This window comes from Bacillus sp. FSL W8-0519 (assembly GCF_038005585.1).
GTDB lineage: Bacteria > Bacillota > Bacilli > Bacillales > Bacillaceae_G > Bacillus_A > Bacillus_A paranthracis.
Genome location: NZ_JBBOTL010000001.1, coordinates 3,852,315 through 3,878,910 on the forward strand (window position 1 = coordinate 3,852,315; position 26,596 = coordinate 3,878,910).

The window sequence follows — 26,596 nt, forward strand, 5'->3', positions numbered from 1 at the left end:
AGGATTTTTCTTATTTCAATTTGAACACGATTGCTTCATACGGACGTAATGTCATGTTATCTATCGGTCCATTCTCTACGTCGTAATTGTGTATAAATAACTCTGCTTCACTATAACTAATGTCCTCAGGCAATTCAAATACACATTCTTCCGCAGTAAAGTTTGCAATAACAAGAAGTTTTTCTTCTCCATACGTTCTTACATATGCAAAAATAGATGGATTATTCTCCAATATTAAATCATATGATCCATACACAACTATTTCGTTATTTTTGCGTAACTCAATTAACTTTTTATAATAATAAAAAATTGAATCTTTATTTTGGATCGCTTGTTTCACATTGATTTCTTTATAGTTAGGATTTACCGTAATCCAGGGCTCACCTGTTGTGAATCCAGCATGATCTTTATCATCCCACTGCATCGGTGTTCTAGCATTATCTCTGCCTTTTATATAAATAGACTGCATCACTTTATCTATATTTTCACCGCGCTCTATCACTTTTTCCTTATACATATTTAATGTTTCAATATCTCGATATTCATCAATCGATTCAAATCGAACATTTGTCATTCCGATTTCTTCGCCTTGATAAATATAAGGTGTTCCTTTCATCATATGAAGCACCGTCGCTAACATTTTCGCAGATTCAATGCGATACATTCCATCATTACCAAAACGAGATACAACACGAGGCTGATCATGGTTATTCCAATACAGACTATTCCAGCCTGTATGTTCTAATGCTTTTTGCCACTTCGTTAAATTCTCTTTTAAAGTAAGAAGTGAACATGGTTTTACATCCCATTTTCCGCCTTCTCCTGAGTCTAAATCCATATGTTCAAATTGGAATACCATCTGCAGTTCTTTTCGTTCTTCCCCGGTATACAATTTCGCTTCTTCTGTCGTTACACCAGGCATTTCACCAACCGTCATAATATCATAATGAGACAATACTTCTTCATTCATTTCATGTAAATATTTATGAATGTTTGGACCGTTCATAAAATACTTATGACCTGAAACATACCCCTCTTCTTCTGTTTCAACAGCTGGTAATCCCTCTTCTTTAGAAATAAAATTAATAACATCCATACGGAAGCCATCAATTCCTTTTTCTAACCAAAACTTCATCATTTCATAAACATCTTGTCTTACCTTTTCATTATCCCAATTTAAATCTGGCTGTTTTTTAGAAAACAGATGTAAATAATATTCATCTGTCATTTCATCATACTGCCATGCAGATCCGCTAAACGCTGCTCCCCAGTTATTCGGCTCTTTTCCTTCTTTTCCAGGGCGCCATATATAGTAATCTCTATATTTATTATCTTTTGATTTACGTGATTCAATAAACCAATTATGTTCATCAGAAGTATGATTAACAACTAAGTCCATCATAAGTTTCATATTACGTTCATGCATTTCATGTAATAGCTCATCCCAATCTTCCATTGTTCCGAACTCATTCATAATTTTACAATAATCACTTATATCATAACCATTATCATCATTTGGAGATTCATAGACTGGTGATAACCAAATTACATCAATCCCTAATTCTTTTAAGTAATCTAACTTTGAAATAATACCGCGAAGATCCCCGAGGCCATCACCGTTGCTATCCATAAAGCTACGAGGATAAATTTGATATACTACGCTTTCTTTCCACCACTGTTTTTCCATTATGCTACCCCATTTCATTCATAATTCGATTTTCTCTTTTTCAAGGCGCAAACGTTTTCATTAATGAATGATAACAGATTCTATCTTAATTTAAAATAGCGCTTACAACTTTTATTCTTATTTTTCTAAGAAAACATACGAAATTTACTAATATTCTTCCAATTCATGAAAACGTTTTATTTTTTTGTTTATTTTTTGAATCTATTCGTTTATAATGAACTCAAAGAAAACGTTTGCATAATTATTTCTAGGGGGAAATACCATGGCAGAACTGAAATTAGAAAACATTTATAAAATATATGATAATAATGTAACAGCTGTAACAGACTTCAATTTACACATTCAAGATAAAGAATTTATCGTATTTGTCGGTCCTTCTGGATGCGGAAAATCTACAACATTACGAATGGTTGCTGGACTAGAAGATATTTCAAAAGGAGAGTTTTCAATTGATGGTAAGCTAATGAATGATGTCCCTCCAAAAGATCGCGATATCGCAATGGTCTTCCAAAACTATGCCCTATATCCACATATGAGTGTATATGATAATATGGCATTTGGATTAAAACTTAGAAAAATACCAAAAGATGAAATTGATCGTCGTGTAAAAGATGCAGCAAAAATTTTAGGACTGGAACAATATTTAGATAGAAAACCGAAAGCATTATCTGGTGGACAACGTCAACGTGTTGCGTTAGGGAGAGCAATCGTTCGAGACGCGAAAGTGTTCTTAATGGATGAGCCATTATCTAACTTAGACGCTAAATTACGTGTTGCAATGCGCTCAGAAATTTCTAAGTTACACCACCGCCTTGGTACGACAACAATTTATGTAACGCATGATCAAACTGAAGCGATGACAATGGCTTCTCGTCTTGTTGTTATGAAAGACGGAAAAATTCAACAAATCGGTACTCCAAAAGAAGTATATGAAACACCTGAAAACATTTTTGTTGGTGGATTTATCGGCTCTCCAGCGATGAATTTCTTCCGTGGTAAATTAACTGAAACCGATTTCGTTATAGACAATGCTGCAAAAATTAAAGTAACTGAAGGAAAAATGAAGATATTACGTGAACAAGGCTATGTAAATAAAGACATTGTTTTAGGTATTCGTCCTGAGGACATTCATGATGAACTATTATTTTTAGAAGCTTCACAATCTACTGCCTTCACAACAAAAATTGAAGTTGCTGAGTTATTAGGTGCTGAATCTATTTTATATATGAAACTTGGAAATCAAGATTTTGCAGCACGTGTTGATGCAAGACATACATTTTCACCTGGTGACCAAATTAAACTAGCATTTGATATGAATAAAGCGCATTTCTTTGATAGTCAAAACGAACAACGCATTCGTTAAAAAATAATTTTCATACAAAAAAACCGTCCACATATATTGAGGGCGGTTTTCACTATTATACGAGGGCTTCTACTGTATGAAATGATTGTCCTTTCGTGCTAATAATACCGAAAATCGGTAAGTCACTTAGCACCACTTCTTCTTGCTGTTTCATAAAAGATGACGTTAATTGTTTTATCTCTATCCATACGTCATTAATACAAAGTACATTGGAATCGTTCTCTTGTTGGCGTGAAAATATAGAATCTATTTTATATAAACCAGCATTTTGAAAAAGCATATCAATGCGACTGAATGCATTCAAAGTAATGCTGATTACGCGTTGCCAATCTCCTTGTTTTTCCATATTATAGGATACAAAAAGTGCTTCTCCGCCTAGATTCGTAATTTCCTCCACTGTTGCTTGTCCACTTTCTTGATCAATGTCCGTCACAATTACTTTTGCGCCTTGTTTAGCCAACAAAAGAGCTGTATTACGTCCAATACCGATGCCACCGCCAGTTACGATAGCAACTTTTCCTGCAAGCTTCATTTTCATTACCCCTTCTATAAGTCTTACCGTCATTCAGTATACTCCTTTATGAGATTAGTCTGCAAGCAAGAAAAGTTGCTTATTCATTTGTAAACGGTTACTTTTTTATTCCTTCTTTTTTCTTACTATTACGCTGATCGAAAACTAAACCGATGAAAATTAAAATCCCCCAAAAGATTACGCTACCTCCAGTCATTTCAATTTCCCCCTTATTATATAAACATATTATTTTAATCATTATAACATTTTCTTAATTTTCAATCTATTAAATCCGAAAATGATATAGATTAACTTTTTCCCTATTATATATCCATTAAAATATATTTGTATAACCAAAAGAGACCTTTGTATATACAAAGGTCTCTTTTGGTTATACAAGACTTATCACTTTCGTTTTTGTAATTAAATCCTGAAAACCACAATTATCTTTGCGGAATAACATCATATATACGTTACATAATATCGGAATTCCAAGCAGTAATATGTTCGGTAATAACAATACAAAAAAACGAATCGTTAATGTTTGTAATGTTAACTTTTCACTCTTCAATGAAATTAATTTTATTCTCGTTACCTTTTTACCAAGTGTTACACCGTTCCAAATAAAGGGTAGCAAAATAAAATATATCGCCATTAATATAAAAACTACTGCAAGATCATATCTATAATCGCCAAAACTAATATTAAAGCGATTAAAAATAGCACTATAATTTCCAGTCATAACAGCTACTACTGCACCATACATAACCGAGATTAAAAACATGTCAATTAGGGAAGCACCTATGCGGTTCATTACAAGCGCTGGACGATGCATCTTTAACTTCATTTTTATGTCGACTCCTTCATATCCTTCTTTACCCGTCTCATCGTACCACTTCTAAAAAACATTGTAAACTAGCGTTTCTCTTACTTTTCTTGTACAATGTGTTACAACAGCATTGTAAAGGAGGTTCCCATATTGAAAAAATGGATAATCCTATTCGTCGCATTCCTATTAGCCGGTTGTGCTGGAAATACAAATCATATAACATATACGATTAACGATGAATACGAACTCATACGTACTTCTGGAAATGCATTTGAACTTTTCCCCACGCAAGATGCTGTATATGCCACACAATACATTCCTGCAAAAATTACAGACATAGCCTGGGATGATAAATACATTATTGCAAAACAAACTGAGGAAAAGTCAGATCCTAATAATCCTGACGCAGCAATTGCAAATAAAAAAAGCGAGCATTATTGGATTATTGACGTAAAGCATAATAAACGTTTTGGCCCCTATAATGAAAAACAATTTCATGAACAAAAAGATGCGTTTAAAATTAAGGTACCTTTTCAAAGTGTAGATTCATACATAGAAGAACAGAAAAAACAGTCAGCATAATAGTTTGAGCACTGACTGTTTTTTCTTGCATATATTTAAAAACAACTTACTCAGAAAGTGAGATATTAAAAGTTTGTGGCTCTTTTACAACATCTTGCGTTTCTGTATTTGCTGCGATTACATTATCTGTTGTAAATTTAATATCCTTTACCTTTTCTTTTCCATCATCAAGTATTAGGCCGATAATACCATCTCTTGTTTCACCTGGCTTATAGTCTTCCCTTGATACATTTTTTGTACCAACGAGCGTATCTTCATCATATAAAAAGTTTTGCGTTGCTACTTTAAAATGTTGTTTATCATTAATCGCAACATCATTCATAGAGAAAAATTGTATATTTTTATTCCCGCTATTTTCCACCTTATATGTAATTTCAACGTAACGAATCGTATCACTAATCTCTGTACCACTTAGCGATGCATATAACTCCGCATCTTCTTGACTGACTTTATCTCCTAATCTACGCTTTACTTCTTCAGGAGTTAATGCCGTATATACTTTTAATGTATTTTTTGCATCTTTACTCATCTGCGATAAAGAGATTACTTTCACATCTTGTACGTGAATTTTCATTGGTGCTACTTCAAATGTTTGATTCACAGAATGAATTTGTTCTAATTTAAAAGTACCCCATCCTGTTTCTTTCACTTTTTGTCCTACTTTTTTCAGCTCACGCCCACCATATTCTTTTGTTTCAGGAATAGATTCTTTCTTCTTCGGTTCAGCTTTCTTTTCTTCTTGATGGAAGCAACCACTTAACATAAGAAGAAAACTACATAAAACAAAAATACTTTTCCATGCTTTCATCATATAATTTCTCCTAACACTATCATTCATTAATATTAATTAGTCCTTTGCTTTGTAAACTATAGAAACAATGAGAAGTCCACAAAACGAACTTGTCAGTCCAGATACTATTATACCCCCTATTTGGAAAATATGAAAATAGGGATCTACGAACGCGTGCACGATAAATATAATAGTTGCCACAACAATTACCGAAATCCAATATTTTATTTTTTCCAAAGCTAAAATAAGGTCTTTACCCATTGCATTTCTACACTTCCATAAAACGTATACTAATAACAGAAAACCAATACATGTACTTCCATGTTGCATATATTTATAAACAGAGATACCGTACCATTCTCTTTGCAATAATGGTATTTTCATAACAAAATAGCCTGTCTTATGAGTGAATGCATCCCAAACAACATGCGTTAACATACCGAATAATGCTGAATAACAAAATACAAAGAAATCTTTCCTTGTGTAAAGCCCCCACCTCTCATCTACTGCATATGTATAGTAGCCAGCAAATGGTTTAGGTAAATGTGTTATAAACGGCTTTTTTAAAATGTAGTGATATATGTATGCTAATAAAAATACGAGTGGTAAATTAAAATATAAGAATCCAAGCCACGTATGCCCAATTACACCATACGGTCTAAAGTGTAGGAAATATTCAAAGTCAGGCGCCATACTACCTAATATAAGAGCCGTTACTGAAATATGTTGAGAATACTTTTTTGCAAAAGGAAGAACTGCTGCTGGATGTGCAAATGTAAACGGCATGTTTTAACTCCTTTTTATAATTACAATAGATTACATACTATCATAACGACATGAATAATCTCCATGCAATATTTATTTTCACATTGGAATATGATAGTTTAAATGATATAATCCACATAAAATATTCAGAAAATAAGGAGGGATTCACGTGTCATTAACACTTGTCTTTTTTCTTGTTCTGTTTACCTTGTTTTTAAGTACATACATTGGCTTCTATCTATGGAAGCACTACAAAATTATAAAATATATACCTGCTCTCGTTGGTTTTATAAGTATTCTTTTTATTTTCATATGGAAGAGAATGACTTTCGGCTGGGAAGGTCTTGGCTTTGGCGCACTTCAATATACAATACTATTTGCAAGTTGTCTTACCCTTGTATTTGCTGCTTTTTTAGAATCAAAATCCGTTATGAATTGAGGTTTCTATATTGATTGACGTACCCTTTTTACAAAATGTCACATTAAAAAAAGAAAATATCCCTAGTTTCTCCGCATATCCTTACTGTTTACCCGCTATTCGAACATTACAATCACTAGCTTTCCATCCAAATGTAACATTCATTATTGGAGAAAACGGAACGGGGAAGTCAACATTACTCGAAGCGATTGCAATTGCTTTAGGATTTAATGCAGAAGGTGGAACGAAAAACTTCCGTTTTAGTACAAACGATTCACATTCATCTTTACATGAACATCTTCGAATTTCCAAAAGTTTCAATACACCAAACGATGGTTTCTTTCTTCGTGCTGAATCGTTTTATAATGTTGCTTCTTATATTGATGAAATGGATGCCGATTCAGAAGCACGTGGAAATCCAATTATTGACTCATATGGTGGTACTTCACTACACGCCCAATCACACGGTGAGTCATTTTTCTCCTTATTTATGAATCGTTTTTCAGGACAAGGCTTATACATTTTAGATGAGCCCGAGGCCGCTCTATCACCAATGAGACAACTTTCTATGCTCATTCGAATGCATGAACTAGCGGAACAAGGTTCACAATTTGTTATCGCAACGCATTCTCCTATTTTAATGGCTTATCCTGAATCCACTATATATTCTTTAACACAAGAAGGGATTCATGAATCCACATTAGAAGAAACTGAGCATTACCAAACGACGAAACTTTTCTTTGAAAATCGTGATCGATTATTTCATCATTTATTTGAATCATAAAAAAAGAAGCAGCGATTGCTGCTTCTTTTTTATAGTGCTTCTATAAATAATGCTACTCCAATACCGCCGCCGACGCATAGAGAGGCAATTCCTTTTTCTAACCCGCGTCTTTTTAATTCATGAATTAAACTTACAGTAATACGAGCTCCTGTACAACCGATTGGATGTCCAAGTCCTACACCACTACCGTTTACATTCACTTTTTCACGATCTAAACCTAATTCTTTCTCTACAGCTAAGTATTGTGCAGCGAAAGCTTCATTAATTTCCAGTAAATCTGCATCTTCTAATGACCAATCTACTTTTTCTAACCCTTTACGAATTGCTGGTGCTGGTCCAATACCCATAATTTTAGGATCTACTCCAGCTACTGAATATCCAACAATTCTAGCTAACGGTTGTAAGCCTTTTTCTTTCGCTTTTTCTTCGCTCATTAATACTAGAACCGCACTTCCGTCATTCAGGCCAGATGCATTCCCTGCCGTTACAGATCCGTCTTTACGGAAAGCTGGTTTTAATCCTGCTAATTTTTCTGCTGTAATGTCAGCACGTGGATGTTCATCCTTTGAAAATACTACTTCTTTTCTACGTTCTTTTATTGTAATAGGAACAATTTGATCGTCAAAGTATCCAGACTCGATTGCCTTCAATGCCAATGTATGACTACGAAGCGCAACTTCATCTTGTTCCTCTCTTGTAATTTCATATTGTTCAACTAAATTTTCCGCTGTTTCCCCCATCATAATATGATGAATTGGATCTTCTAATACTTCCCACACCGTATCACGAATTTCTCCGTGTTGTAGGCGTTGTCCCCAGCGGTGTTGTTTTAATGCATAAGGGCTTGAACTCATTGCTTCTACTCCACCTGCAACGACAACTTCACTTACACCTAATTGAATTTGCATTGCAGCCGACATAATTGCTTGCATACCTGAAGAACATTGGCGTTGGATTGTATAACCTGTAACTGTGTCAGGAAATCCTGCCGCTAATGCAGCCGTTCTTGCCGTATTTGCTTCATCAGTTCTTTGAATACAATGACCTAAAATCACTTCATCAACTTCGTGTGGTTCTACCCCGCCTCGTTTTACAGCTTCCTGAAGTACAGGAACAGCTAATTCTACTGGCGTTACATTTTTTAGCGCTCCCCCAAAAGTTCCAATTGGCGAACGAACTGCAGCTGTAATAACAACATTATGCATTTTGCACTTGCCCCTCTCTTATGTACCCTAGTCAGTTTTTAGGTGAAATTCCATAAGATGTATGTCTACACTTATCATACTATAAACATACTAAAAAATCAAAATATTTAATATAATAAAAATAGAAGGAATTAACCTTCTATTCTGTTAATGCGTATAGAAATTTTTGTAAAATTCTCTCAGTTGTTTTATTCAAATTCGGTAACTTATCTACAGGAAAATATTGAAGCTGTAATCCTTCATGGTCAAGCCTTAATTCCCCGCTCACATGATGCCCCTGATACAGATGAATGACATTAAAAATTTCATCTCCATTTGGATATTGGAAGTACACTTCTTTTCCCGAAAGAACCCCGATAAATTGCATAATTTTCGCATTTAGTCCCGTCTCTTCAAATAGTTCTCTACGAGCAGTTTCTTCTGTAGTTTCTCCTAGCTCCATCGCCCCGCCAGGTACACCCCAATCATATGTATCTGAACGATATTGAAGCAATACTTCTTGATTATCATTTAAGATAATAATTGCTGATCCTACTAGAATAAGCGGCCTTGTACCAACGACTTTGCGTAACTCTTCAATATACCCCAATATGTAAACTCTCCTTTCCTCACCCTCCCTTATCATAACAAAATTTTTCTCCTTTTGTTGATGTAATTTTAAAGAAAAAAGGAAGCTTTCGCTCCCTTTTTTCACCTTTATTTCTTAAAACTTTCATATTTTACAGCTTCAAAAGCTTCTTCTATTTCATCATTACGATAATGGACATATGTAAAACGCCCTAATTCTACTAATCTTGCTATTTCTTGTAACGCTTTATGTTGCTCATATGTTTCCTCAAGCTTAATATGTACATAAAATTTCATTAAAGGATGTTCATATAAAGGTTCTCCCACCTCTACATATACATCTTCCACCCCTTGTACAACTCTTACATAACTTGCAAATTGATACAGTGCTTCTCTGTCTGAAACGATTTTTAATGTATACATATATTCTCCCCCTTTCCTTTACTATATCAAAAAGACAGCCAAACCATGTTATAGAACTATGAAATTTTTTCGACTTGTAATAAACAAGGCGTTTATCCATACATAGGATCTTTTCCCAACATATATTATAGAAAGAATTTTTTCAGTTGAGGTGTTCCTTATGGATCCATACGTCAATATATGTATTTGCATTACGCCAGGCGCCGATATTTCTGATGACCGTATTGCAAAAGATTTAGCAGTTGCAGAGTCAATTTGGCACCCCATTACATTTCAAATTCAAGAAGTAATTGTTTTAAATGAACTTTTTCGTTTTTCTGACCGTGAAATTAGTTATAAAGATTCTATTCAAAGTCAGGAAAAATTAGCATCCTTTTTTCAAACTTGTGTAAATGAAGCTCCTGCATGCGACCTTTACATTTGTTATATTGGCAGTGATTATTTCAAAGAAACAGCAGTAATTGCCTGTGCCTACTCTTTAGCAAAACAACAGCAACTTACAGGGTATATCGTTTTAACAAACTCGGCTGCTCCTATGAAAAATATATATACGCTCGCTCATGAAATTGGTCATATTTTATTTACAAGACGTGTTCACGGAAAACTTACTCACGCAGATCCTCATTCCCCAACTGGCTCGGAGCACCATCCTTCTCCAACAAATCTTATGTATCCGATCGTCCCTCGCCCTGAAAATGTCCATATTCAGTCTCTATTAACGAACGAACAAAAAGCTCTCTCTTTACAAAGCTCTTTATTGCAAAGAAAAAAACAGTAACGATTTTGTTACTGTTTAAAACAATAGATTCCAATCAATAAACCACATTCCGGCTGCAACGGATGCAAATATACAACTAAACATAAATACAATTACTTTAAAAATCTCTATATAATATTTCTTTGGAAATAATTTTTTGCATATCCGGAGCAGCCACTTTCCTATTAAACTGAAGAACAAAACATAACCTGATGTGTCATCTAATAAAGTATCGAAATAGTCATCGTGTACCTTTTTAGAAAAGGTAGTATATAGCCCAAAAATCGTTAAACCTAAAAATGTAATAGACAATATACCTAGAAATATACTTTGCATATTTGTTCTCCTCTTAATAAAAAATTCAGTTCGTTCGCTATTAATATAAAGCTAGCTTACAGTTTTTTTCTCCTCAATTTTCAAAGACCATCTCATTAATACATATAAACTTCCGTACAGAAGTAACGGCTCTAGCATTCCCCAATATGGGTTGTTCTTCCCTAATTCTTTAAATACAAACATAATGAATAGCGGGACAATAACAGCTAATATCCCAATCCAGCCAAGTATGTACGCTTCCCCAATTAACAGTACTAACAAGATAACTCCAGCTAGTATATAACTTTGTATAGTCGTTAATTGTAATACAGGTGTCCCATACCATTTATTCATAAACATTAATAATACTAGTAATAAAATTGGTAGCAAAGATGCCACATAAAGAATGCTAAATTCTTTTATTTTACTCTTAAATGAAGACATTTTAAAAGCAAATATAATTCCTACAATCGTAATCATTAAAACAATTGGGTATCCAATTAATTGTACATTCGTTAATGTAAATTCATGATTTGGGCTTTCAAATAAAATATTTGTAAGTAACCAATACCCGCCAATACCAATTATCATTCCTAAAATATTCTTTATACTCCCGCCTTTATCTTTCTCCATCTCTTTCGCTAATTCTTCCGCATACTCTTTTGGTGAATCACCAAATATATCACTTACCGTCTTTCCCTCTTTCTCACCTTCTATTAAATGAAGCTCTGCATCTTCTAAAAAGGCATCCACATCTTCTTCTTTCATTCCTTTTGTTGTTAAATACACTTTCGTATCGATTAAAAACTTTTCTCCTTCTTTAGAAATCTGCATGATACTCCCTCCCTTATTTAATCGCTTCTCTTCTATTCGTCTTCATCATAATTTCAACAAAAATTAAAATAAACAAACTTCCGTATAAACATATAATTTGAAATAACATTGGAACAAGGTCTTCTGATGTAAATGTTTTAAACACTAACATAATAGAAAGCGGGATGATTAAATATAAGTTTTTAAACCATCCATTAAAATATATATTTATTGCTACTGTAATGATGAAAATACTACCAGCTAATATATAACTTTGCATTTGGGTGAATATAAACATTTTTGTAGGATAAATCACATCTAATATCGTTACAGCCCCTATTAGAAACATTGGTGCGATTATGACTAACGACCACATAGCAAACCATGTTTTTGTAAAACTTGTTACGAAAGTCATTTTGCGAAGTAGAAAATTAGGACCTATCACAACTAAAATTAATGACAAACTATATCCAACGCACTGAATAAGTGACATCTGTAATAGTCCGTTATTTACTATTAGAACAGAAGCAATAATCCAAAACGATACGATATTCATTACTGTAAAACCAATTTGCTTCCACGTTTCCTGTCTATCTCTTTCCATCACTTTTACAAGTTCATTTGCGTATTCTTTCGGTGAGCTTCCGAAAATTTCTTCTACGCTTTTTCCATTACTCTCACCTTCTATTAAATGAAGTTCTGCGTCTTCAATAAAGCTTTCAATATCGCTTTCTTTCACACTCTTTGCAGTCAAAAACAACCTCATATCTAATAAAAACTTTCGTGCTTCATTTGATAGCATTATTTTCTTCTCCCCTTCCCTTCAAGTAGACGTTCCACACTACTTTGCATCGCTTCCCAGCGATCCATAAATTCATCCAGTGCATCTTCGCCATCTTCTGTTAACGTGTAATACTTCCGTTTTGGACCAGATGGGGATTCCTTCATTACACTTTTTATGAATCCTTCTTTTTGCATTCGTATTAATAACGGATAAATACTTCCCTCACTCGCCATTGTAAAGCCATACTTTGCTAGCTTCTCACTCATTTCATAACCGTATATTTCACCTTCAGAAATAATAGCAAGTAAGCATCCTTCTAAAATCCCTTTCAGCATTTGACTTGTCGACATAATTCAAATCCTCCTACTATCTTGTTTTACAAGATAGATAAGCGTAAGTATCTTGCTTTACAAAATAGTATAGCAGAGACTATTTTGCAAAACAAGATAGCCAACAATATTTTTCCAAATCTTTGCAGGATTTTTCTTATCCACTCTCTAAATAGAGCAATATGAGAACTTTATTACGAAGGGATGTTTTTCATCATGGTTACAAATCGAGTTGTTTTTTTAACAGGTGCTGCAAGTGGTATTGGATATGAAATGGGAAACGCTTTTGCAAAAGAAGGGGCAAAAGTTGTTATTACCGATCGTCTTGAAGAACGTGCAAAAGAAGCTGCTGAACAACTACAAAAAGAGGGCTTTCAAGCTATCGGCTTAAAATGTGATGTTACATCCGAAGAAGAAATAGAAGCATCCATTTCTCAAACTGTTACTCATTTCGGTTCATTAGACATATTAATTAATAATGCAGGCATGCAACACGTTTCACCAATTGAAGATTTTCCAACCGAAAAATTCGAGCTACTAATTAAAATTATGCAAATCGCTCCTTTTATCGCCGTTAAGCATGCCTTTCCCATTATGAAAAAGCAAAAATATGGCCGAATTATTAATGTAGCTTCCATTAATGGCCTCGTTGGATTCGCTGGAAAAGCTGCTTATAATAGCGCAAAACATGGTGTAATTGGATTAACAAAAGTTGCCGCTTTAGAAGGGGCTACTCACGGAATTACTGTTAATGCGCTTTGTCCCGGTTATGTCGATACCCCTCTCGTACGGAATCAATTACAAGACTTGGCCACTACACGAAATGTACCACTTGAAAATGTTCTAGAGGATGTCATTTATCCACTTGTCCCACAAAAACGCTTATTACAAGTACAAGAGATTGCTGATTATGCGATGTTTTTAGCGAGCGAAAAAGCTAAAGGTATAACTGGACAAGCTGTCGTTATCGATGGTGGTTATACTGCTCAATAAAAAATAAAGTTTGCTCACGAAGAGCAAACTTTATTTTTTATCGCGAGGATCATCATACTGTAGTAATTGCCGTGGCAACTTCTCTATTGCAACAATTACCCCATCTAATTTACTTTCAATTCGATGAAGTAAATATAATGTTACAACAATTGGAAACCCTACATTACCTATCATCTTGATCCACTCTTCCATCTTTTTCTCCTCCTTTCATTATATAAATAAGAAAAAAGAACACATTTAGGCATAGAAAAACAAGCTATTATGTATTAGCTTGTTTTTTCGAACAATGATGCAATTTCTCGCTTATAATCTCCACGTATAATACCTTGCTCAGTAATAATACCTGTAATTAATTCATTCGGTGTTACATCAAATGCAGGATTATAAACAGTAGTTCCAACTGGCGTTACCTGTTTCCCAAAAATTTTCGTAACTTCTGTTTCATCTCTTTCTTCAATAACAATTTCTGCACCTGTTTGTTTCGTAATATCAAATGTAGATAGTGGAGCTGCAACGTAGAACGGGATATCGAAATACTTTGCTAATATAGCTAAATTCATCGTTCCGATTTTATTTGCTGTATCCCCATTTGCGACAATTCGGTCCGCTCCTACAATAATTGCGTTGATTTCTTTCGTTTGAATAGCATGAGCTGCCGTATTATCTGTAATAAGTGTTACATCAATACCTGCCTGTTTTAATTCCCAAGTCGTTAAGCGACCGCCTTGTAAAACCGGTCTCGTTTCACATGCATATGCATGTAAATGTACACCTTTTTCTTTCCCAATATAAAACGGTGCTAATGCAGTACCATATTTAGCAGTTGCAATACTGCCAGCGTTACAAATTGTTAAAATGTTATCACCGTCTTTAAAGCATGTTAATGCATGTTCTCCAATACTCCGGCATACCGCTTCATCTTCTTGCTGAATACGAAGCGCTTCTTCTTCTAATATTTTTTGCGCTTCTTTTATTGTAGTAATTTCTTGAATAGATTCTCTCATACGATCGATTGCCCAAAATAAATTGACTGCTGTCGGGCGTGACGTCCCTAAATAATTACAATCTCTATTAAACTTCTTTTGAAATTCTTCAATATGTAAAGTAGTATATTTTTTTGATGCAAGCGCCAAGCCAAATGCAGCTACAATTCCAATTGCAGGTGCTCCTCGTACTTCTAGCATGACAATACTTTTCCATACCTCTTCAATCGTCGTTAATGTTTTGTATTCTGTGCTATGCGGCAACTTTGTTTGATTTAATACTGCAATGGCATCACCTTTCCAACTGACAGACCTCGGAATCGTAACAACTGTACTCATGCTTTTACCCCTCCAGAAACTGTCTGTTGGAATAATGATCGGAACAGTTGAATATCAGCGTTTTTAGATTCATATTTTATTAGTTCTCTACCTAAGGATAACGCTTGTTTCTTAGCTTGAATTCTCGTTTCTTTATTTGCTATTTCATCTAAATCAGCTACATGTGCTAAGCCAATTGTTCTTCGGATAAGCTCACATCCAGCAAATCCGACCACATCCGTAAAAATATTTTGCAAAATAATCGGCAACCATTGTTTCTCTTTCGTATATGCTTCTACACCTTCTCCAATCCATAACTTCGTAAAAGTGTCTACGAAATAGCTCCATGTTTTCTCAATATGGAAAAATAGCACACTTCTCTGTTCTTCCTCTCTAGATAGAGCATTTAATAATAGATTTGCAATAAATTGCCCGATGTCAAATCCAAATGGACCGTACGTTGCAAATTCTGGGTCAATCACTTTCGTTTCAGAAGGTGATGAAAAAATACTTCCAGTATGTAAATCTCCATGAATGAGTGCCTCTTTTCTCGTTAAAAATTTATATTTATATTGCGCTACTTTTAGTTTTAAAGTTTTATCACTCCATAGTTCATCTACAGCCAATTGTAACTCCGACTCATAATCATTCGTATCGTAATGCCCAAACGGATCTGTAAACACTAAATCTTCTGTAATTTTGCAAAGGTCTGGATTTACAAATGTACCTTCTAGTACCCTTTTCTCTTCTGACTGTAAACCAAAATCTGAAGTATAAAATAAAACATTCGCTAGAAAACGACCGATATGCTGGGATAGAAGTGGATACTCTTCTCCATCTATTAATCCTTTTCTTGTAATAGTTAATTTTGATAAGTCTTCTATGATTGTTACCGCTAATTCTTCATCATGACTATACACTACCGGCACATATTCCGGCACATACTTTGCAAAAATTTGCAGCGCCTTACTTTCAATCGTCGCTCTTTTTATAGACAACGGCCAGCTCTCACCAACTACTTTCGCATATGGTAGTGCTTGTTTTATTATAATAGACTTCTCTCCATCATCTAATTTGAACACGTAATTTAAATTTCCATCTCCAATTTCATGACAAACTACATTTGCTTTCTTTTCAAAATAGCCATGTTCTTTCGCATATTGTACAGCGGTTACTTCTGTTAATGAATAATATCCCATCGTCTTCTCCCCCTTTTTTTAATTCAGAGGTTTTTCTAACACAGAAAAACCTCTTTCCACTAAGAAAGAGGTTTGAAGTTTATCTTCTCCCCTCTTATCTGCCAGAAAGTTTTACTTTCTGCTGGAATTAGCACCGTGCCTTTTGGCGTCATAAACGCCCCATTTCACAATGGTATTACGGTCGGTTGCTGGGCTTCATCGGGCCAAATCCCTCCACCTGCTCTTGATAAGAGTTGTATAATTTTTTAGAATTTTTAACTTTATGTTGAAGACTATACCAAGAATAAAAATCACTTGTCAACATTTTATTTGTATAATTCTGGACGTCGATCCGCAAAAACTGGAATTCCTTTGCGTACTTCTTTAATTTTCTCGAGTGTAAGCTCTCCAAATAGAATTGATTCTTCTTCATTTGCTTCTACAACAACTTCGCCCCAAGGATCGACAATTAAAGAATGGCCAGCAAACTCATTATTTGGATCCTTCCCTGCCCTATTACATGCTACAACATAACACTGATTTTCAACTGCTCTTGCTTGTAATAGTAAACGCCAATGCGCTAAACGAACTAATGGCCATTCAGCTACAACAAATAAAACTTTTGCACCTTTAGCAGTATGAACGCGCATCCACTCCGGAAAACGAATATCATAGCAAATGGTGCCGGCGCACTCTACATCATCTAACTTAAATTCACCAGTACGATTTCCAGCGATTAAATATTTATGTTCATCCATAAGCTGAAATAAATGCACTTTACTATATTCATTGACTAGTTCTCCTTTATTCGTTACAACATACATTGTATTTGTAACACCTTGTTCTGTTTGCCTTGCTATAGAACCACCAACAATATGTACACCATATTGTTTCGACCATTCTATCAACTTTTCTTTCGTTTCCAATCCATCCCTATCTGCAATTTCAGAGAGTCTCGTTAAATCATAACCTGTTGTCCATAGTTCTGGTAAAACAATAACATCTGGTCTTTCTTTCATCGCTTCACTTATTTTATTTTTAGCATTCTCAATATTTTTTTCTACATCTCCAAAGACAATATCCATTTGAATACATGCGACTTTCATTTTTTCAGCCCCATTCTTATTTTTTTCTTTACAAAATACTGGAAAGATTATATCATTTGTCACTAGAATTGTAACAACTTTCAAAAGAGGTGGAAAGTATGAAATCATTTCAACCTTCTGAGATAGTAACATCATTGCCAACACAATTTTTCGCTTCACTTGTTGCAAAAGTTAACAAAGTTGTAGCAGCTGGTCACGATGTTATTAATCTAGGTCAAGGTAATCCAGATCAACCAACACCGCAGCATATCGTAAAAGCTTTGCAAGATGCTGCAGAAAAGACCATTCATCATAAATATCCGCCATTTCGCGGACATGAAAGCTTAAAAGAAGCCGTGGCAACATTCTATCAACGTGAATATGATGTAGTAGTAAATCCGAAAACTGAAGTTGCTATATTGTTTGGTGGAAAGGCTGGATTAGTAGAATTACCAGTTTGCTTTACAAACCCTGGTGATACAATTCTCGTTCCCGATCCAGGCTATCCAGATTATTTATCAGGAGTTGCTTTAGCGAAAGCACAATTTGAAACAATGCCGCTTATTGCAGAAAATAAGTTTTTACCAGATTATACAAAAATTGACGACTCTATTGCCGAGCGTGCAAAATTAATGTTTTTAAACTATCCAAATAATCCGACCGGTGCTACTGCATCAAAAGATTTCTTTGATGAAACCATTCATTTTGCTAATAAACATAATATATTAGTCGTTCATGATTTTGCTTACGGTGCGATTGGATTCGATGGTCAAAAACCTGTTAGTTTCTTACAAGCAGATGGTGCCAAAGATACAGGAATCGAAATTTACACATTATCGAAAACTTTCAATATGGCTGGCTGGCGCATCGCTTTTGCGGTAGGGAATGAAAGTGTCATTGAAACCATTAACTTATTACAAGATCATATGTATGTTAGTATTTTTGGTGCCATTCAAGATGCTGCCCGCGAAGCACTATTAAGTTCACAGTCTTGCGTCATAGACCTTGTAAATAGTTACGAATCTCGAAGAAACGCTCTTATTTCAGCTTGTCACTCAATTGGTTGGAATGTAGACATTCCAACAGGGTCATTTTTTGCATGGCTTCCTGTTCCAAAAGGATATACTTCTGAGCAATTTTCTAATATTTTACTAGAAAAAGCACATGTCGCAGTTGCTCCTGGTGTTGGATTTGGTGAGCATGGTGAAGGGTACGTCCGCATTGGTCTCTTGCATACAGAAGATAGATTACGAGAAGCCATTAATCGAATCGATAAATTAAATTTTTTCAAAAAGTAATTGACAACATGAAAAATATCTGACAAAATTCAGTTATCTTAAAAATTTAAACATTTCTAAATACTTCTTATCAAGAGCAGGTGGAGGGACGAGCCCGACGAAACCCGGCAACCGATCTACAATTGTAGACACGGTGCTAATTCTCGCAGCATTACGCTGACAGATAAGGAGCTGGTTGTAAAAAAACCTCTCCTTAGCTGAGAGGTTTTTTTATTTAACTAGGAGGTTATAACAATGAGCGGAATTATAGCGACATATTTAATCCATGATGATTCACATAACTTAGAAAAAAAAGCTGAACAAATTGCACTCGGTTTAACAATTGGCTCTTGGACTCATTTGCCGCATTTATTGCAAGAACAATTAAAACAACATAAAGGCAACGTCATTCATGTTGAGGAATTAGCTGAACATGAACATACCAATTCGTATTTACGTAAAAAAGTAACACGCGGGATTATTAAAATTGAATATCCGTTATTAAATTTCAGTCCAGATTTACCAGCTATTTTAACAACTACATTCGGAAAGCTATCCCTTGATGGCGAAGTAAAATTAATTGACTTAACTTTTTCAGACGAGTTAAAAAAACATTTTCCTGGTCCAAAATTCGGGATAGATGGTATTCGAAATCTTTTACAAGTACATGATCGTCCCCTTTTAATGAGTATTTTTAAAGGAATGATTGGACGAAATATTGGGTATTTAAAAACGCAATTACGCGATCAAGCAATTGGTGGTGTAGATATCGTAAAAGATGATGAAATATTATTTGAAAATGCATTAACACCACTTACGAAACGCATCATATCTGGAAAAGAAGTTTTACAATCCGTATATGAAACGTACGGACATAAAACGTTATATGCCGTAAATTTAACAGGACGAACTTTTGATTTAAAAGAAAATGCGAAACGTGCAGTGCAAGCTGGAGCCGATATTCTATTATTTAACGTATTCTCTTACGGACTAGATGTACTACAATCACTTGCAGAAGATGATGAAATCCCAGTTCCTATTATGGCACATCCTGCTGTAAGTGGTGCTTATTCAGCATCCAAGTTATATGGAGTTTCATCACCATTATTACTTGGAAAGCTACTCCGTTATGCTGGGGCTGACTTTTCATTATTCCCATCTCCATACGGAAGTGTTGCGCTAGAAAAAGAGGAGGCTCTTGCTATCTCAAAATATTTAACTGAAGACGATGTATTTTTCAAGAAGAGCTTTTCTGTTCCGTCTGCTGGTATTCATCCTGGTTTCGTTCCCTTTATTGTACGAGATTTCGGTAAAGATGTTGTTATTAATGCTGGCGGCGGGATACATGGACATCCAAATGGGGCGCAGGGCGGCGGTAAAGCTTTCCGTGCTGCAATTGATGCTACTTTGCAAAATAAACCACTCCATGAAGTAGATGACATAAATTTGCATAGCGCACTACAAATATGGGGAAATCCCTCTCATGAGGTGAAATTATGAGTATTCAAGTATTTTGTGATTTCGATGGCACGATTACAAATAATGATAACATTATGTCCATTATGGAAAAATTCGCACCACCAGAAGCTGAAGAAGTAAAGAATAAAATTTTATCACAAGAGCTATCTATTCAAGAAGGTGTTTCTCAATTATTTCAATTCATACCTACTAATCTGCACGATGAAATTATTCAATTTTTAATAGAGACTGCTGAAATTCGTAACGGTTTTCATGAATTTATACAATTTGTAAATGAAAACAATATTTCCTTTTATGTTATATCAGGTGGAATGGATTTCTTCGTCTATCCACTCTTACAAGGACTCATTCCAAAAGAGCAAATTTACTGTAATGAAACAGATTTTTCAAATGAATACATTACGGTGAATTGGCCTCATCCTTGTGATCGTCTTTGTCAAAATCATTGCGGATTATGTAAATCATCACTCATCCGTAAATTGAGTGATACGAATGACTTCCATATTGTAATTGGAGATTCAATTACCGATTTACAAGCTGCGAAACAAGCGGATAAAGTGTTCGCTCGTGATTTCCTTATTACAAAATGCGAAGAAAATCATATTTCTTATACAGCATTTGAAACGTTTCACGATGTTCAAACTGAATTAAAACATTTGTTGGAGGTGAAATTATGAAACAACTTTTTCGTCAATGGTATGACTTAAGCGAGATAAAAAAAGAATTAACAACACGAAATTGGTTTCCAGCAACGAGTGGTAATATTTCTATAAAGGTTAGTCATGAACCACTCACTTTTCTCATTACAGCAAGCGGTAAAGATAAAACAAAAACGACTCCAGATGACTTTCTACTAGTAGATCATCTAGGGGTTCCCGTATTAGAGACTGAATTACGCCCTTCAGCAGAAACAATCTTGCATACACATATTTATAACAATACGAATGCTGGGTGTGTCCTTCATGTTCATACAACTGATAACAATGTTATCACAAATTTATATAGTGATGCAGTCACACTTCAAAATCAAGAAATTATTAAAGCTCTCGATATTTGGGAAGAAGATGCAACAATTCACATTCCTATTATCGAAAACCATGCTCATATCCCAACGCTTGGAGAAAACTTCCGCAAGCATATACAAGGAGATTCGGGGGCAGTATTAATCCGTAACCATGGTATTACCGTATGGGGCCGAGATAGCTTTGATGCAAAGAAAAGATTAGAAGCTTATGAGTTTTTATTCCAATTTCATATAAAACTATTATCAATTCAAGGAGGCGTTTCTAATGGCGCAAATTCGTATTCATGAAATAAATACTCGCATTGAAAATGAAGTGGAAGTATCAAAATTTCTACAAGAGGAAGGCGTTTTATATGAGAAATGGAATATTTCCAAACTTCCTACTCATTTAAAAGAAAATTACTCATTAACAGATGAAAACAAAGCTGAAATATTAGCTGTGTTTTCAAAAGAAATTGCTGATGTTTCAGCACGCCGAGGTTATAAAGCACATGATGTAATTTCACTTTCAAATAGCACACCTAACCTTGACGAATTATTAATTAATTTTCAAAAAGAACACCATCATACTGATGATGAAGTTCGCTTTATTGTTAGTGGTCATGGCATCTTTGCCATTGAAGGAAAAGATGGGACATTCTTTGACGTTGAACTTGAGCCAGGCGATCTCATATCTGTTCCTGAAAATGCAAGACATTATTTTACCTTGCAAGATGATCGTCAAGTTGTAGCTATTCGTATTTTTGTTACAACTGAAGGTTGGGTTCCAATCTATTAAGGTAGTTAGTTGAATAAAAGGTCTTGGACCCCCTTTTCCAACCTTTTATTCACTCTACATATATACATCCTCCTATGGAACAGGCTTATTTCATTTTGAAATAAGCCTGATTTTTTATGGTTCTAACCGTATTATTCCTTCTTTTCAGTACAATCTCTCCCTTCAATTTTTCAAGTATATTTATTAATACTTTTTGAACATTTATTGAACTTTTTTTGAATTTTTTCTGAAAATTCTGTTTTATATATGATATACTACAACTAACTAAGAAGGAAAAAATATCGCAAACAGAGGGGGATAATCATGAGTTTACTTATCGCACTTATACTAGGGGTTACGTGTGGAGCACTTCCTATTATTCTAGGAGCTATTATGGAAGAATTAGAAGTTGGTGTTTTAGGTTTTGTTGCATCTTGTGTAAGCGCTTTATTTTTCGGGTTGTTCGGTGCTATTCCTGTTTCAATTCTGTGTGCATTTTATATAATACGCCATGCTCGTACAAAACAATTTGGTCCTAATCACATCGCGCAAGTTATTCCATTCCCAATGGAACGATGCCGCCGGGCTTCTAGCTTATAATTACAAAATTAAAAATAAAAGTCCTCAAATGAGGACTTTTATTTTTTTTCTTCTAGAAATTGAAACAATTCTTGTAGGTGCAAAGCGTCTTCACTATAGCTAACAGATACATGATATATACCATCAATCTCCGCTTCCATGTAAAGGTCAACTCCATCTCGATCATATTTCAATGCCAAATAAAATTCCATTTCTTCTAGCATCTTTTTTGAAGTTCGAATAACGTAATGCCCTTTCTCATCTCTTCCATATTCGAAATTCGGTTCAAAATCATATTTTTGTTTAAAAGCTTCTTTTTGTTTTTCATTAATTTGTATACATGTTGCTCTTTGTACAGTATCAATCATCTCATCAAATTTTTGAAGATCCATCTCATTTACCCCCTTACATATTTTTTGTATAACACTTGTGTTCCGCTATTTTCTTCCCCATCTTTTATTAGCTCTTCATACAATTCCTTCGCCAAACTTAAACCTGGTACTGGTAATTGTAATCTTTCAGCCTCATCTAACGCGATCTTCATATCTTTCATAAAATGCTTTACATAAAAACCTGGTTCAAAATCTCCCTTTAACATTCGAGGAGCTAAATTACTTAATGACCAGCTACCTGCTGCTCCCGTTGAAATACTCTCCAATACTTTATCAGGATCTAATCCAGCCTTTTTTGCATAAGCAACAGCTTCACATACTCCAATCATATTAGAAGCAATCGCAATTTGATTGCACATTTTTGTATGTTGTCCACTTCCAGCAGGCCCTTGCAACTGAATATTTGTTCCTAGTTTTTCAAATAACGGTAAACATCTATCATATATTTCTTTCTCTCCACCGACCATAATTGCGAGTCTTGCTTCTTTCGCACCAACGTCTCCTCCAGATACAGGTGCATCTAACGTATATACATTCTTACTTTTACCGGCTTCATTAATACGTTTTGCCAATGTTGGTGTAGATGTCGTGAAATCAATTGCAATCGTACCTTCATTTGCATTCTCCAAAATTCCATCTATCCCAAAGTACACTTCTTCTACATCATGTGGATACCCAACCATAGTCATTACAACATCAACTTGCTTTACTAACTCTTTCGGTGTATCACACCAATTTGCACCATCTTGTACTAAAGAGTCTGTTTTCGATTTTGTTCTATTATATACATATACTGTATGACCGTCTTGCATGAAATGACGCACCATACTTTTTCCCATTACACCAATACCAATGAAACCAATTGATACATTTTTATGTTTCATTTTCTCATCCCCTTTGTTCTAATAAATCACTTACCATCTTTCGGAAATCTTTATTGAAGTCATCATCCATACTATTTTTCACATTTGAAAATAAAATAACAAAAGTCCCTTTTTCTTTATTAAAATTATTGAAAGTGTTCCAACCAGATAGTACACCATGATTATGAAAATAATCCGGATATATGTAAAAACTAAATGCATATTTTCGTTCTGGTGAAGGTGAAAACATCGCTTGTATACTTTGTTCAGAAAGAAGTTTTCCATTTATAATTGCTTCGTCTAATTTCTTCATATCTCCAACTGTCGTATACATCTCACCACAACCATATAGCCAATCTATGCCTACCTTCTGCGCTGGTACAAGCTCTTGATTTTTTTTCACATAACCCTTTGTAAAATTTTTATCTCCAGGTACCATATTTCCCATACCAGATTCATACATATCTGCTTTTGTAAATATATTTTCTTTTATATAATCTCCTAAAGGTTTTTTCGATATATGTTCTATTATATAGGCAAGCACCATATAATTATAATCTGTATATCTCCAACCTGTTCCTGCAGGAAATTCTAAATTTTGACGTCCAATCCAATTAATTAACTGTAAACGGGAAGCAGCATTAACATTGCCTTTTGCGTGTTCAGGTAAACCAGAGGTATGCGTTAATAAATGATATAACGTAATATTTTTATTCTCCGGAAATGAAGGAATATATTTATTTACATTATCTTGAATATTTAGCTTACCTTGATCCTGCAGTTGTAAAATAGATGTAGCCACAACTGTTTTCGTAATAGAACCGATACGATATTTTGTGTGAGGCGTATTTTCTATTTTATTTTGAACATCAGCATACCCATATCCTTTATTCAATATAACATGCTCTTTATCTGTTACCAAAACTGTTCCATTGAATTGCTTTCCGACTAAATATTGATCTAATTTTTGAGATATGCTAGCGTAATCAATTTGCTTTTCTTTTTCTTCTTCTATATTCTCTTGTACTTCTGATTCAACAGCAGGATTCACCTTAGTTGTTAATTCTTTATTTTCCTTTATATTAGAATTATAGAGAAAATAGTATACTCCTCCACAAACTAAAGCACATATTGAAACTATCATCATTATTTTTTTTATCATTTTGTTCCTCCATAATTCCTTCGTTCAAAATCCCCCCTACACTCTATTATCAAGTAATAAAAAAAAATCGCAACAATTTGTTGCGAAAAATCACTTTTTTTCTTTTCTATATACACACACTTGATTTTTCCCATTTTTTTTCGCTTCATATAATGCAATATCCGCTCGTTGCATTAATTCTTCTCTTGTAATCCCTTTTTCATATAATGCAACTCCAAAGCTCGCTGTTAATTTCGAAATCCCTGAGAATTGCTTTGTTTCAATGAAAAATCGTAATGATTCCGCAACTTGAAATGCTTCTTTTTCTACTGTATTCGTTACTAAAATAATAAATTCTTCTCCTCCCCACCTAGCAAATACATGTTGCTGCTCCACTTTAGATTTCATGAGCTCTGCAAGCTCAATTAATGCTAAGTCACCAAAATCATGGCCATACGTGTCATTTACTGCTTTAAAATTATCTATATCAAATAAAATAAGTGCTATGTTTTCATTATTACGCATCGCATTATCCCATTCTGCCTCGAGTATTTGTTGGAATTTCAAACGATTATAAATCTCTGTTAACGAATCTATCATAGCAAGTCTTTCTTGTTCTTGATAGATTTCATCTAATTCGGTAATCTCTGTACACTTCACAATAAATCTTGATAAATCTTCTGGCAATGGTGTCGCACGCAATAAAAAAGTTGACACTTCCCCTTCATAGTTGGACATCTTAATTCTTCTATCATATGATAATGTATCATCTAACCATGTTATATCATGAGTTGTTGAATAGTATCCATTTTCTCTAATAAGATGTTCAGCAAATACTAAATGTTGCTCACGATAAGCAAACAAATTTTCATATCCGAAAAACTCTAAAAAATTTGTATTACAATCAACAATCTCATCGTCTTCTACTATAAATAATAGATCATTTCGAAAATCAAACATCGTTTGAAGTAGTTCTTGTTGCAAACTTACTTGTCGCACTAAAGAAAGCTGATATAAACTTTTATTTACTTCCTCTAACACCATTTGCGGAGTCACAGGGGCTATCACAATATTACGTATTCCTAACGTAAGCACCTCTGCAAACTCGCTTGTTATTTGTTGATCCCAAATGACAATAAATGTACTCTGTGGATTATACATATTCTTTATATATTTTATTTGAGAAAAATCTGTTACATACATAATTACAATATGTGGTTTAGTCCTCTGAAATAATACTTCTCCTTCTTCAAAACTATTTGCTATAAACATACATTTTGGATGGATATTTTCTATCGTTTGTTGATGTGTGCATCCATTTTCTATATAAAGGACATTTAACTGAAGATCTTGTAATACATTTTGGAAAACCGTATTCTCTAATAAAAAATGTAGTATGTTCATCACTAGTCTTCACTCACTTCATATATCTTGTTCTACAGAATTCCTCACAAACATTTTATAAAAAACTGTTCTCTAAAAACTTTAATGAGTGAGGGATACATGTTAACAAGCTAATTGAGAATGTTATCTTTGCTTTTTCACTCTATAAATTCCTTTTTTAGTGTATGATTATAGGAATTGTATCGTTTGTATGAATGCCCT

33 protein-coding genes and 2 riboswitches are annotated in these 26,596 nt (G+C 34.4%); of the genes, 12 read left to right on the plus strand and 21 right to left on the minus strand.

Going from position 1 to position 26,596, the window contains the following annotated elements; translation table 11 throughout:
* Window positions 1-10 precede the first annotated feature (10 nt).
* The gene (malL, locus tag NST14_RS20020; protein ID WP_080450174.1) at window positions 11-1,687 is read right to left on the minus strand and encodes an oligo-1,6-glucosidase; all 1,677 of its coding nucleotides are present in this window, start codon (window positions 1,685-1,687) and stop codon (window positions 11-13) included.
* 262 nt (window positions 1,688-1,949) lie between these two features.
* Here malL and NST14_RS20025 point away from each other — a divergent pair, with 262 nt between their 5' ends.
* Window positions 1,950-3,050, plus strand: a complete 1,101-nt coding sequence (locus NST14_RS20025; RefSeq protein WP_000818923.1) for an ABC transporter ATP-binding protein — start codon at window positions 1,950-1,952, stop codon at window positions 3,048-3,050.
* Window positions 3,051-3,105: 55 nt separating this feature from the next.
* Here NST14_RS20025 and NST14_RS20030 read toward each other — a convergent pair whose 3' ends face one another.
* The 3 genes from NST14_RS20030 to NST14_RS20040 all read right to left on the minus strand — a co-directional run bounded on the left by NST14_RS20030 (window position 3,106) and on the right by NST14_RS20040 (window position 4,408).
* A complete protein-coding gene (locus tag NST14_RS20030) occupies window positions 3,106-3,615 on the minus strand; it encodes an SDR family NAD(P)-dependent oxidoreductase (RefSeq protein WP_000218426.1) in 510 nt (169 codons plus the stop codon).
* Window positions 3,616-3,679: 64 nt separating this feature from the next.
* Window positions 3,680-3,778, minus strand: a complete 99-nt coding sequence (locus NST14_RS20035; RefSeq protein WP_000145656.1) for a hypothetical protein — start codon at window positions 3,776-3,778, stop codon at window positions 3,680-3,682.
* Between the two features lie 174 nt (window positions 3,779-3,952).
* Window positions 3,953-4,408, minus strand: coding sequence for an RDD family protein (locus NST14_RS20040; RefSeq protein WP_000769088.1), 456 nt, complete (start codon window positions 4,406-4,408; stop codon window positions 3,953-3,955).
* A 132-nt stretch (window positions 4,409-4,540) separates the two neighbouring features.
* Between NST14_RS20040 and NST14_RS20045 the strand changes: the two genes are divergently transcribed.
* Window positions 4,541-4,972, plus strand: coding sequence for a DUF3997 domain-containing protein (locus tag NST14_RS20045; RefSeq protein ID WP_000758783.1), 432 nt, complete (start codon window positions 4,541-4,543; stop codon window positions 4,970-4,972).
* Window positions 4,973-5,018: 46 nt separating this feature from the next.
* Here the strand turns inward: NST14_RS20045 and NST14_RS20050 are convergent, their stop codons facing one another.
* Window positions 5,019-5,783 (minus strand): hypothetical protein, encoded by a 765-nt coding sequence (locus NST14_RS20050; RefSeq protein ID WP_000973892.1) that lies wholly within the window; start codon window positions 5,781-5,783, stop codon window positions 5,019-5,021.
* A gap of 36 nt (window positions 5,784-5,819) precedes the next feature.
* Entirely contained in the window at window positions 5,820-6,548 is a 729-nt protein-coding gene (locus NST14_RS20055) for a DUF4184 family protein (RefSeq protein WP_061535559.1), read from the minus strand.
* A gap of 148 nt (window positions 6,549-6,696) precedes the next feature.
* Between NST14_RS20055 and NST14_RS20060 the strand changes: the two genes are divergently transcribed.
* A complete protein-coding gene (locus tag NST14_RS20060; protein ID WP_000059970.1) occupies window positions 6,697-6,966 on the plus strand; it encodes a hypothetical protein in 270 nt (89 codons plus the stop codon).
* 10 nt (window positions 6,967-6,976) lie between these two features.
* Window positions 6,977-7,729 (plus strand): AAA family ATPase, encoded by a 753-nt coding sequence (locus tag NST14_RS20065; RefSeq protein WP_000567994.1) that lies wholly within the window; start codon window positions 6,977-6,979, stop codon window positions 7,727-7,729.
* A 29-nt stretch (window positions 7,730-7,758) separates the two neighbouring features.
* Here the strand turns inward: NST14_RS20065 and NST14_RS20070 are convergent, their stop codons facing one another.
* The 3 genes from NST14_RS20070 to NST14_RS20080 form a co-directional block, all read right to left on the minus strand.
* Window positions 7,759-8,934 carry an acetyl-CoA C-acetyltransferase gene (locus tag NST14_RS20070; protein ID WP_000552083.1) on the minus strand — a complete coding sequence of 392 codons (1,176 nt, stop codon included), beginning with the start codon at window positions 8,932-8,934 and terminating at the stop codon, window positions 7,759-7,761.
* Window positions 8,935-9,073: 139 nt separating this feature from the next.
* Window positions 9,074-9,523 carry an NUDIX hydrolase gene (locus NST14_RS20075; RefSeq protein ID WP_000540525.1) on the minus strand — a complete coding sequence of 150 codons (450 nt, stop codon included), beginning with the start codon at window positions 9,521-9,523 and terminating at the stop codon, window positions 9,074-9,076.
* A gap of 107 nt (window positions 9,524-9,630) precedes the next feature.
* On the minus strand, window positions 9,631-9,924 hold the full coding sequence (locus NST14_RS20080) for a DUF3928 family protein (protein ID WP_000288327.1): 294 nt from the start codon (window positions 9,922-9,924) through the stop codon (window positions 9,631-9,633).
* Window positions 9,925-10,084: 160 nt separating this feature from the next.
* On the opposite strand from NST14_RS20080, the gene NST14_RS20085 reads away from it, so the two are divergent.
* Entirely contained in the window at window positions 10,085-10,702 is a 618-nt protein-coding gene (locus NST14_RS20085) for an ImmA/IrrE family metallo-endopeptidase (protein ID WP_074531983.1), read from the plus strand.
* Between the two features lie 15 nt (window positions 10,703-10,717).
* Here NST14_RS20085 and NST14_RS20090 read toward each other — a convergent pair whose 3' ends face one another.
* From NST14_RS20090 to NST14_RS20105, 4 genes are read right to left on the minus strand one after another with little or no spacing between them, the layout of a single operon-like run.
* Complete coding sequence (locus NST14_RS20090; RefSeq protein ID WP_001190636.1) at window positions 10,718-11,017, minus strand: hypothetical protein; 300 nt, start codon at window positions 11,015-11,017, stop codon at window positions 10,718-10,720.
* A gap of 51 nt (window positions 11,018-11,068) precedes the next feature.
* Window positions 11,069-11,830: a DUF1129 domain-containing protein gene (locus tag NST14_RS20095; RefSeq protein WP_061535561.1), complete on the minus strand. Its 762-nt coding sequence runs from the start codon at window positions 11,828-11,830 to the stop codon at window positions 11,069-11,071.
* Window positions 11,831-11,843: 13 nt separating this feature from the next.
* Complete coding sequence (locus NST14_RS20100) at window positions 11,844-12,611, minus strand: DUF1129 domain-containing protein (protein WP_074531981.1); 768 nt, start codon at window positions 12,609-12,611, stop codon at window positions 11,844-11,846.
* Complete coding sequence (locus NST14_RS20105) at window positions 12,611-12,943, minus strand: PadR family transcriptional regulator (RefSeq protein WP_000107963.1); 333 nt, start codon at window positions 12,941-12,943, stop codon at window positions 12,611-12,613. The genes NST14_RS20100 and NST14_RS20105 overlap by 1 nt, the downstream gene beginning before the upstream one ends.
* 195 nt (window positions 12,944-13,138) lie before the next feature.
* Between NST14_RS20105 and NST14_RS20110 the strand changes: the two genes are divergently transcribed.
* Window positions 13,139-13,915: a 3-hydroxybutyrate dehydrogenase gene (locus NST14_RS20110; RefSeq protein WP_000258438.1), complete on the plus strand. Its 777-nt coding sequence runs from the start codon at window positions 13,139-13,141 to the stop codon at window positions 13,913-13,915.
* Window positions 13,916-13,945: 30 nt separating this feature from the next.
* On the opposite strand, the gene NST14_RS20115 is transcribed toward NST14_RS20110, so the two are convergent.
* The 4 genes from NST14_RS20115 to NST14_RS20130 form a co-directional block, all read right to left on the minus strand.
* On the minus strand, window positions 13,946-14,107 hold the full coding sequence (locus NST14_RS20115; RefSeq protein ID WP_000393331.1) for a YvrJ family protein: 162 nt from the start codon (window positions 14,105-14,107) through the stop codon (window positions 13,946-13,948).
* A 74-nt stretch (window positions 14,108-14,181) separates the two neighbouring features.
* Window positions 14,182-15,237, minus strand: coding sequence for an S-methyl-5-thioribose-1-phosphate isomerase (mtnA, locus tag NST14_RS20120; RefSeq protein WP_000109054.1), 1,056 nt, complete (start codon window positions 15,235-15,237; stop codon window positions 14,182-14,184).
* Window positions 15,234-16,415: an S-methyl-5-thioribose kinase gene (mtnK, locus tag NST14_RS20125; protein WP_000542706.1), complete on the minus strand. Its 1,182-nt coding sequence runs from the start codon at window positions 16,413-16,415 to the stop codon at window positions 15,234-15,236. The genes mtnA and mtnK overlap by 4 nt, the downstream gene beginning before the upstream one ends.
* A gap of 91 nt (window positions 16,416-16,506) precedes the next feature.
* Window positions 16,507-16,648, minus strand: a riboswitch (SAM riboswitch).
* A 72-nt stretch (window positions 16,649-16,720) separates the two neighbouring features.
* A complete protein-coding gene (locus tag NST14_RS20130) occupies window positions 16,721-17,584 on the minus strand; it encodes a carbon-nitrogen family hydrolase (RefSeq protein WP_033671968.1) in 864 nt (287 codons plus the stop codon).
* A gap of 14 nt (window positions 17,585-17,598) precedes the next feature.
* Here NST14_RS20130 and NST14_RS20135 point away from each other — a divergent pair, with 14 nt between their 5' ends.
* The 6 genes from NST14_RS20135 to NST14_RS20160 all read left to right on the plus strand — a co-directional run bounded on the left by NST14_RS20135 (window position 17,599) and on the right by NST14_RS20160 (window position 22,616).
* Window positions 17,599-18,777, plus strand: coding sequence for a pyridoxal phosphate-dependent aminotransferase (locus tag NST14_RS20135; RefSeq protein WP_229143017.1), 1,179 nt, complete (start codon window positions 17,599-17,601; stop codon window positions 18,775-18,777).
* A gap of 64 nt (window positions 18,778-18,841) precedes the next feature.
* A riboswitch (SAM riboswitch) is annotated at window positions 18,842-18,947 on the plus strand.
* Between the two features lie 64 nt (window positions 18,948-19,011).
* A complete protein-coding gene (gene mtnW, locus NST14_RS20140; RefSeq protein ID WP_000014190.1) occupies window positions 19,012-20,256 on the plus strand; it encodes a 2,3-diketo-5-methylthiopentyl-1-phosphate enolase in 1,245 nt (414 codons plus the stop codon).
* A complete protein-coding gene (gene mtnX, locus NST14_RS20145; RefSeq protein WP_000027458.1) occupies window positions 20,253-20,912 on the plus strand; it encodes a 2-hydroxy-3-keto-5-methylthiopentenyl-1-phosphate phosphatase in 660 nt (219 codons plus the stop codon). The genes mtnW and mtnX overlap by 4 nt, the downstream gene beginning before the upstream one ends.
* Window positions 20,909-21,547, plus strand: coding sequence for a methylthioribulose 1-phosphate dehydratase (locus NST14_RS20150; RefSeq protein WP_000811326.1), 639 nt, complete (start codon window positions 20,909-20,911; stop codon window positions 21,545-21,547). Before mtnX ends, NST14_RS20150 begins: the two co-directional genes overlap by 4 nt.
* Window positions 21,525-22,037 (plus strand): 1,2-dihydroxy-3-keto-5-methylthiopentene dioxygenase, encoded by a 513-nt coding sequence (locus NST14_RS20155; protein WP_000057306.1) that lies wholly within the window; start codon window positions 21,525-21,527, stop codon window positions 22,035-22,037. The genes NST14_RS20150 and NST14_RS20155 overlap by 23 nt, the downstream gene beginning before the upstream one ends.
* Before the next feature lie 303 nt (window positions 22,038-22,340).
* Window positions 22,341-22,616: a hypothetical protein gene (locus NST14_RS20160; RefSeq protein WP_000054669.1), complete on the plus strand. Its 276-nt coding sequence runs from the start codon at window positions 22,341-22,343 to the stop codon at window positions 22,614-22,616.
* Between the two features lie 38 nt (window positions 22,617-22,654).
* On the opposite strand, the gene NST14_RS20165 is transcribed toward NST14_RS20160, so the two are convergent.
* The 4 genes from NST14_RS20165 to NST14_RS20180 form a co-directional block, all read right to left on the minus strand.
* Entirely contained in the window at window positions 22,655-22,987 is a 333-nt protein-coding gene (locus NST14_RS20165) for a DUF3909 family protein (RefSeq protein ID WP_000365613.1), read from the minus strand.
* Between the two features lie 5 nt (window positions 22,988-22,992).
* Window positions 22,993-23,871, minus strand: coding sequence for an NAD(P)-dependent oxidoreductase (locus NST14_RS20170; RefSeq protein ID WP_000681095.1), 879 nt, complete (start codon window positions 23,869-23,871; stop codon window positions 22,993-22,995).
* Between the two features lie 4 nt (window positions 23,872-23,875).
* Entirely contained in the window at window positions 23,876-25,012 is a 1,137-nt protein-coding gene (locus NST14_RS20175; RefSeq protein ID WP_000591950.1) for a serine hydrolase domain-containing protein, read from the minus strand.
* A gap of 90 nt (window positions 25,013-25,102) precedes the next feature.
* Window positions 25,103-26,395 carry a GGDEF domain-containing protein gene (locus tag NST14_RS20180; protein WP_001023204.1) on the minus strand — a complete coding sequence of 431 codons (1,293 nt, stop codon included), beginning with the start codon at window positions 26,393-26,395 and terminating at the stop codon, window positions 25,103-25,105.
* Between the last annotated feature and the right edge of the window lie 201 nt (window positions 26,396-26,596).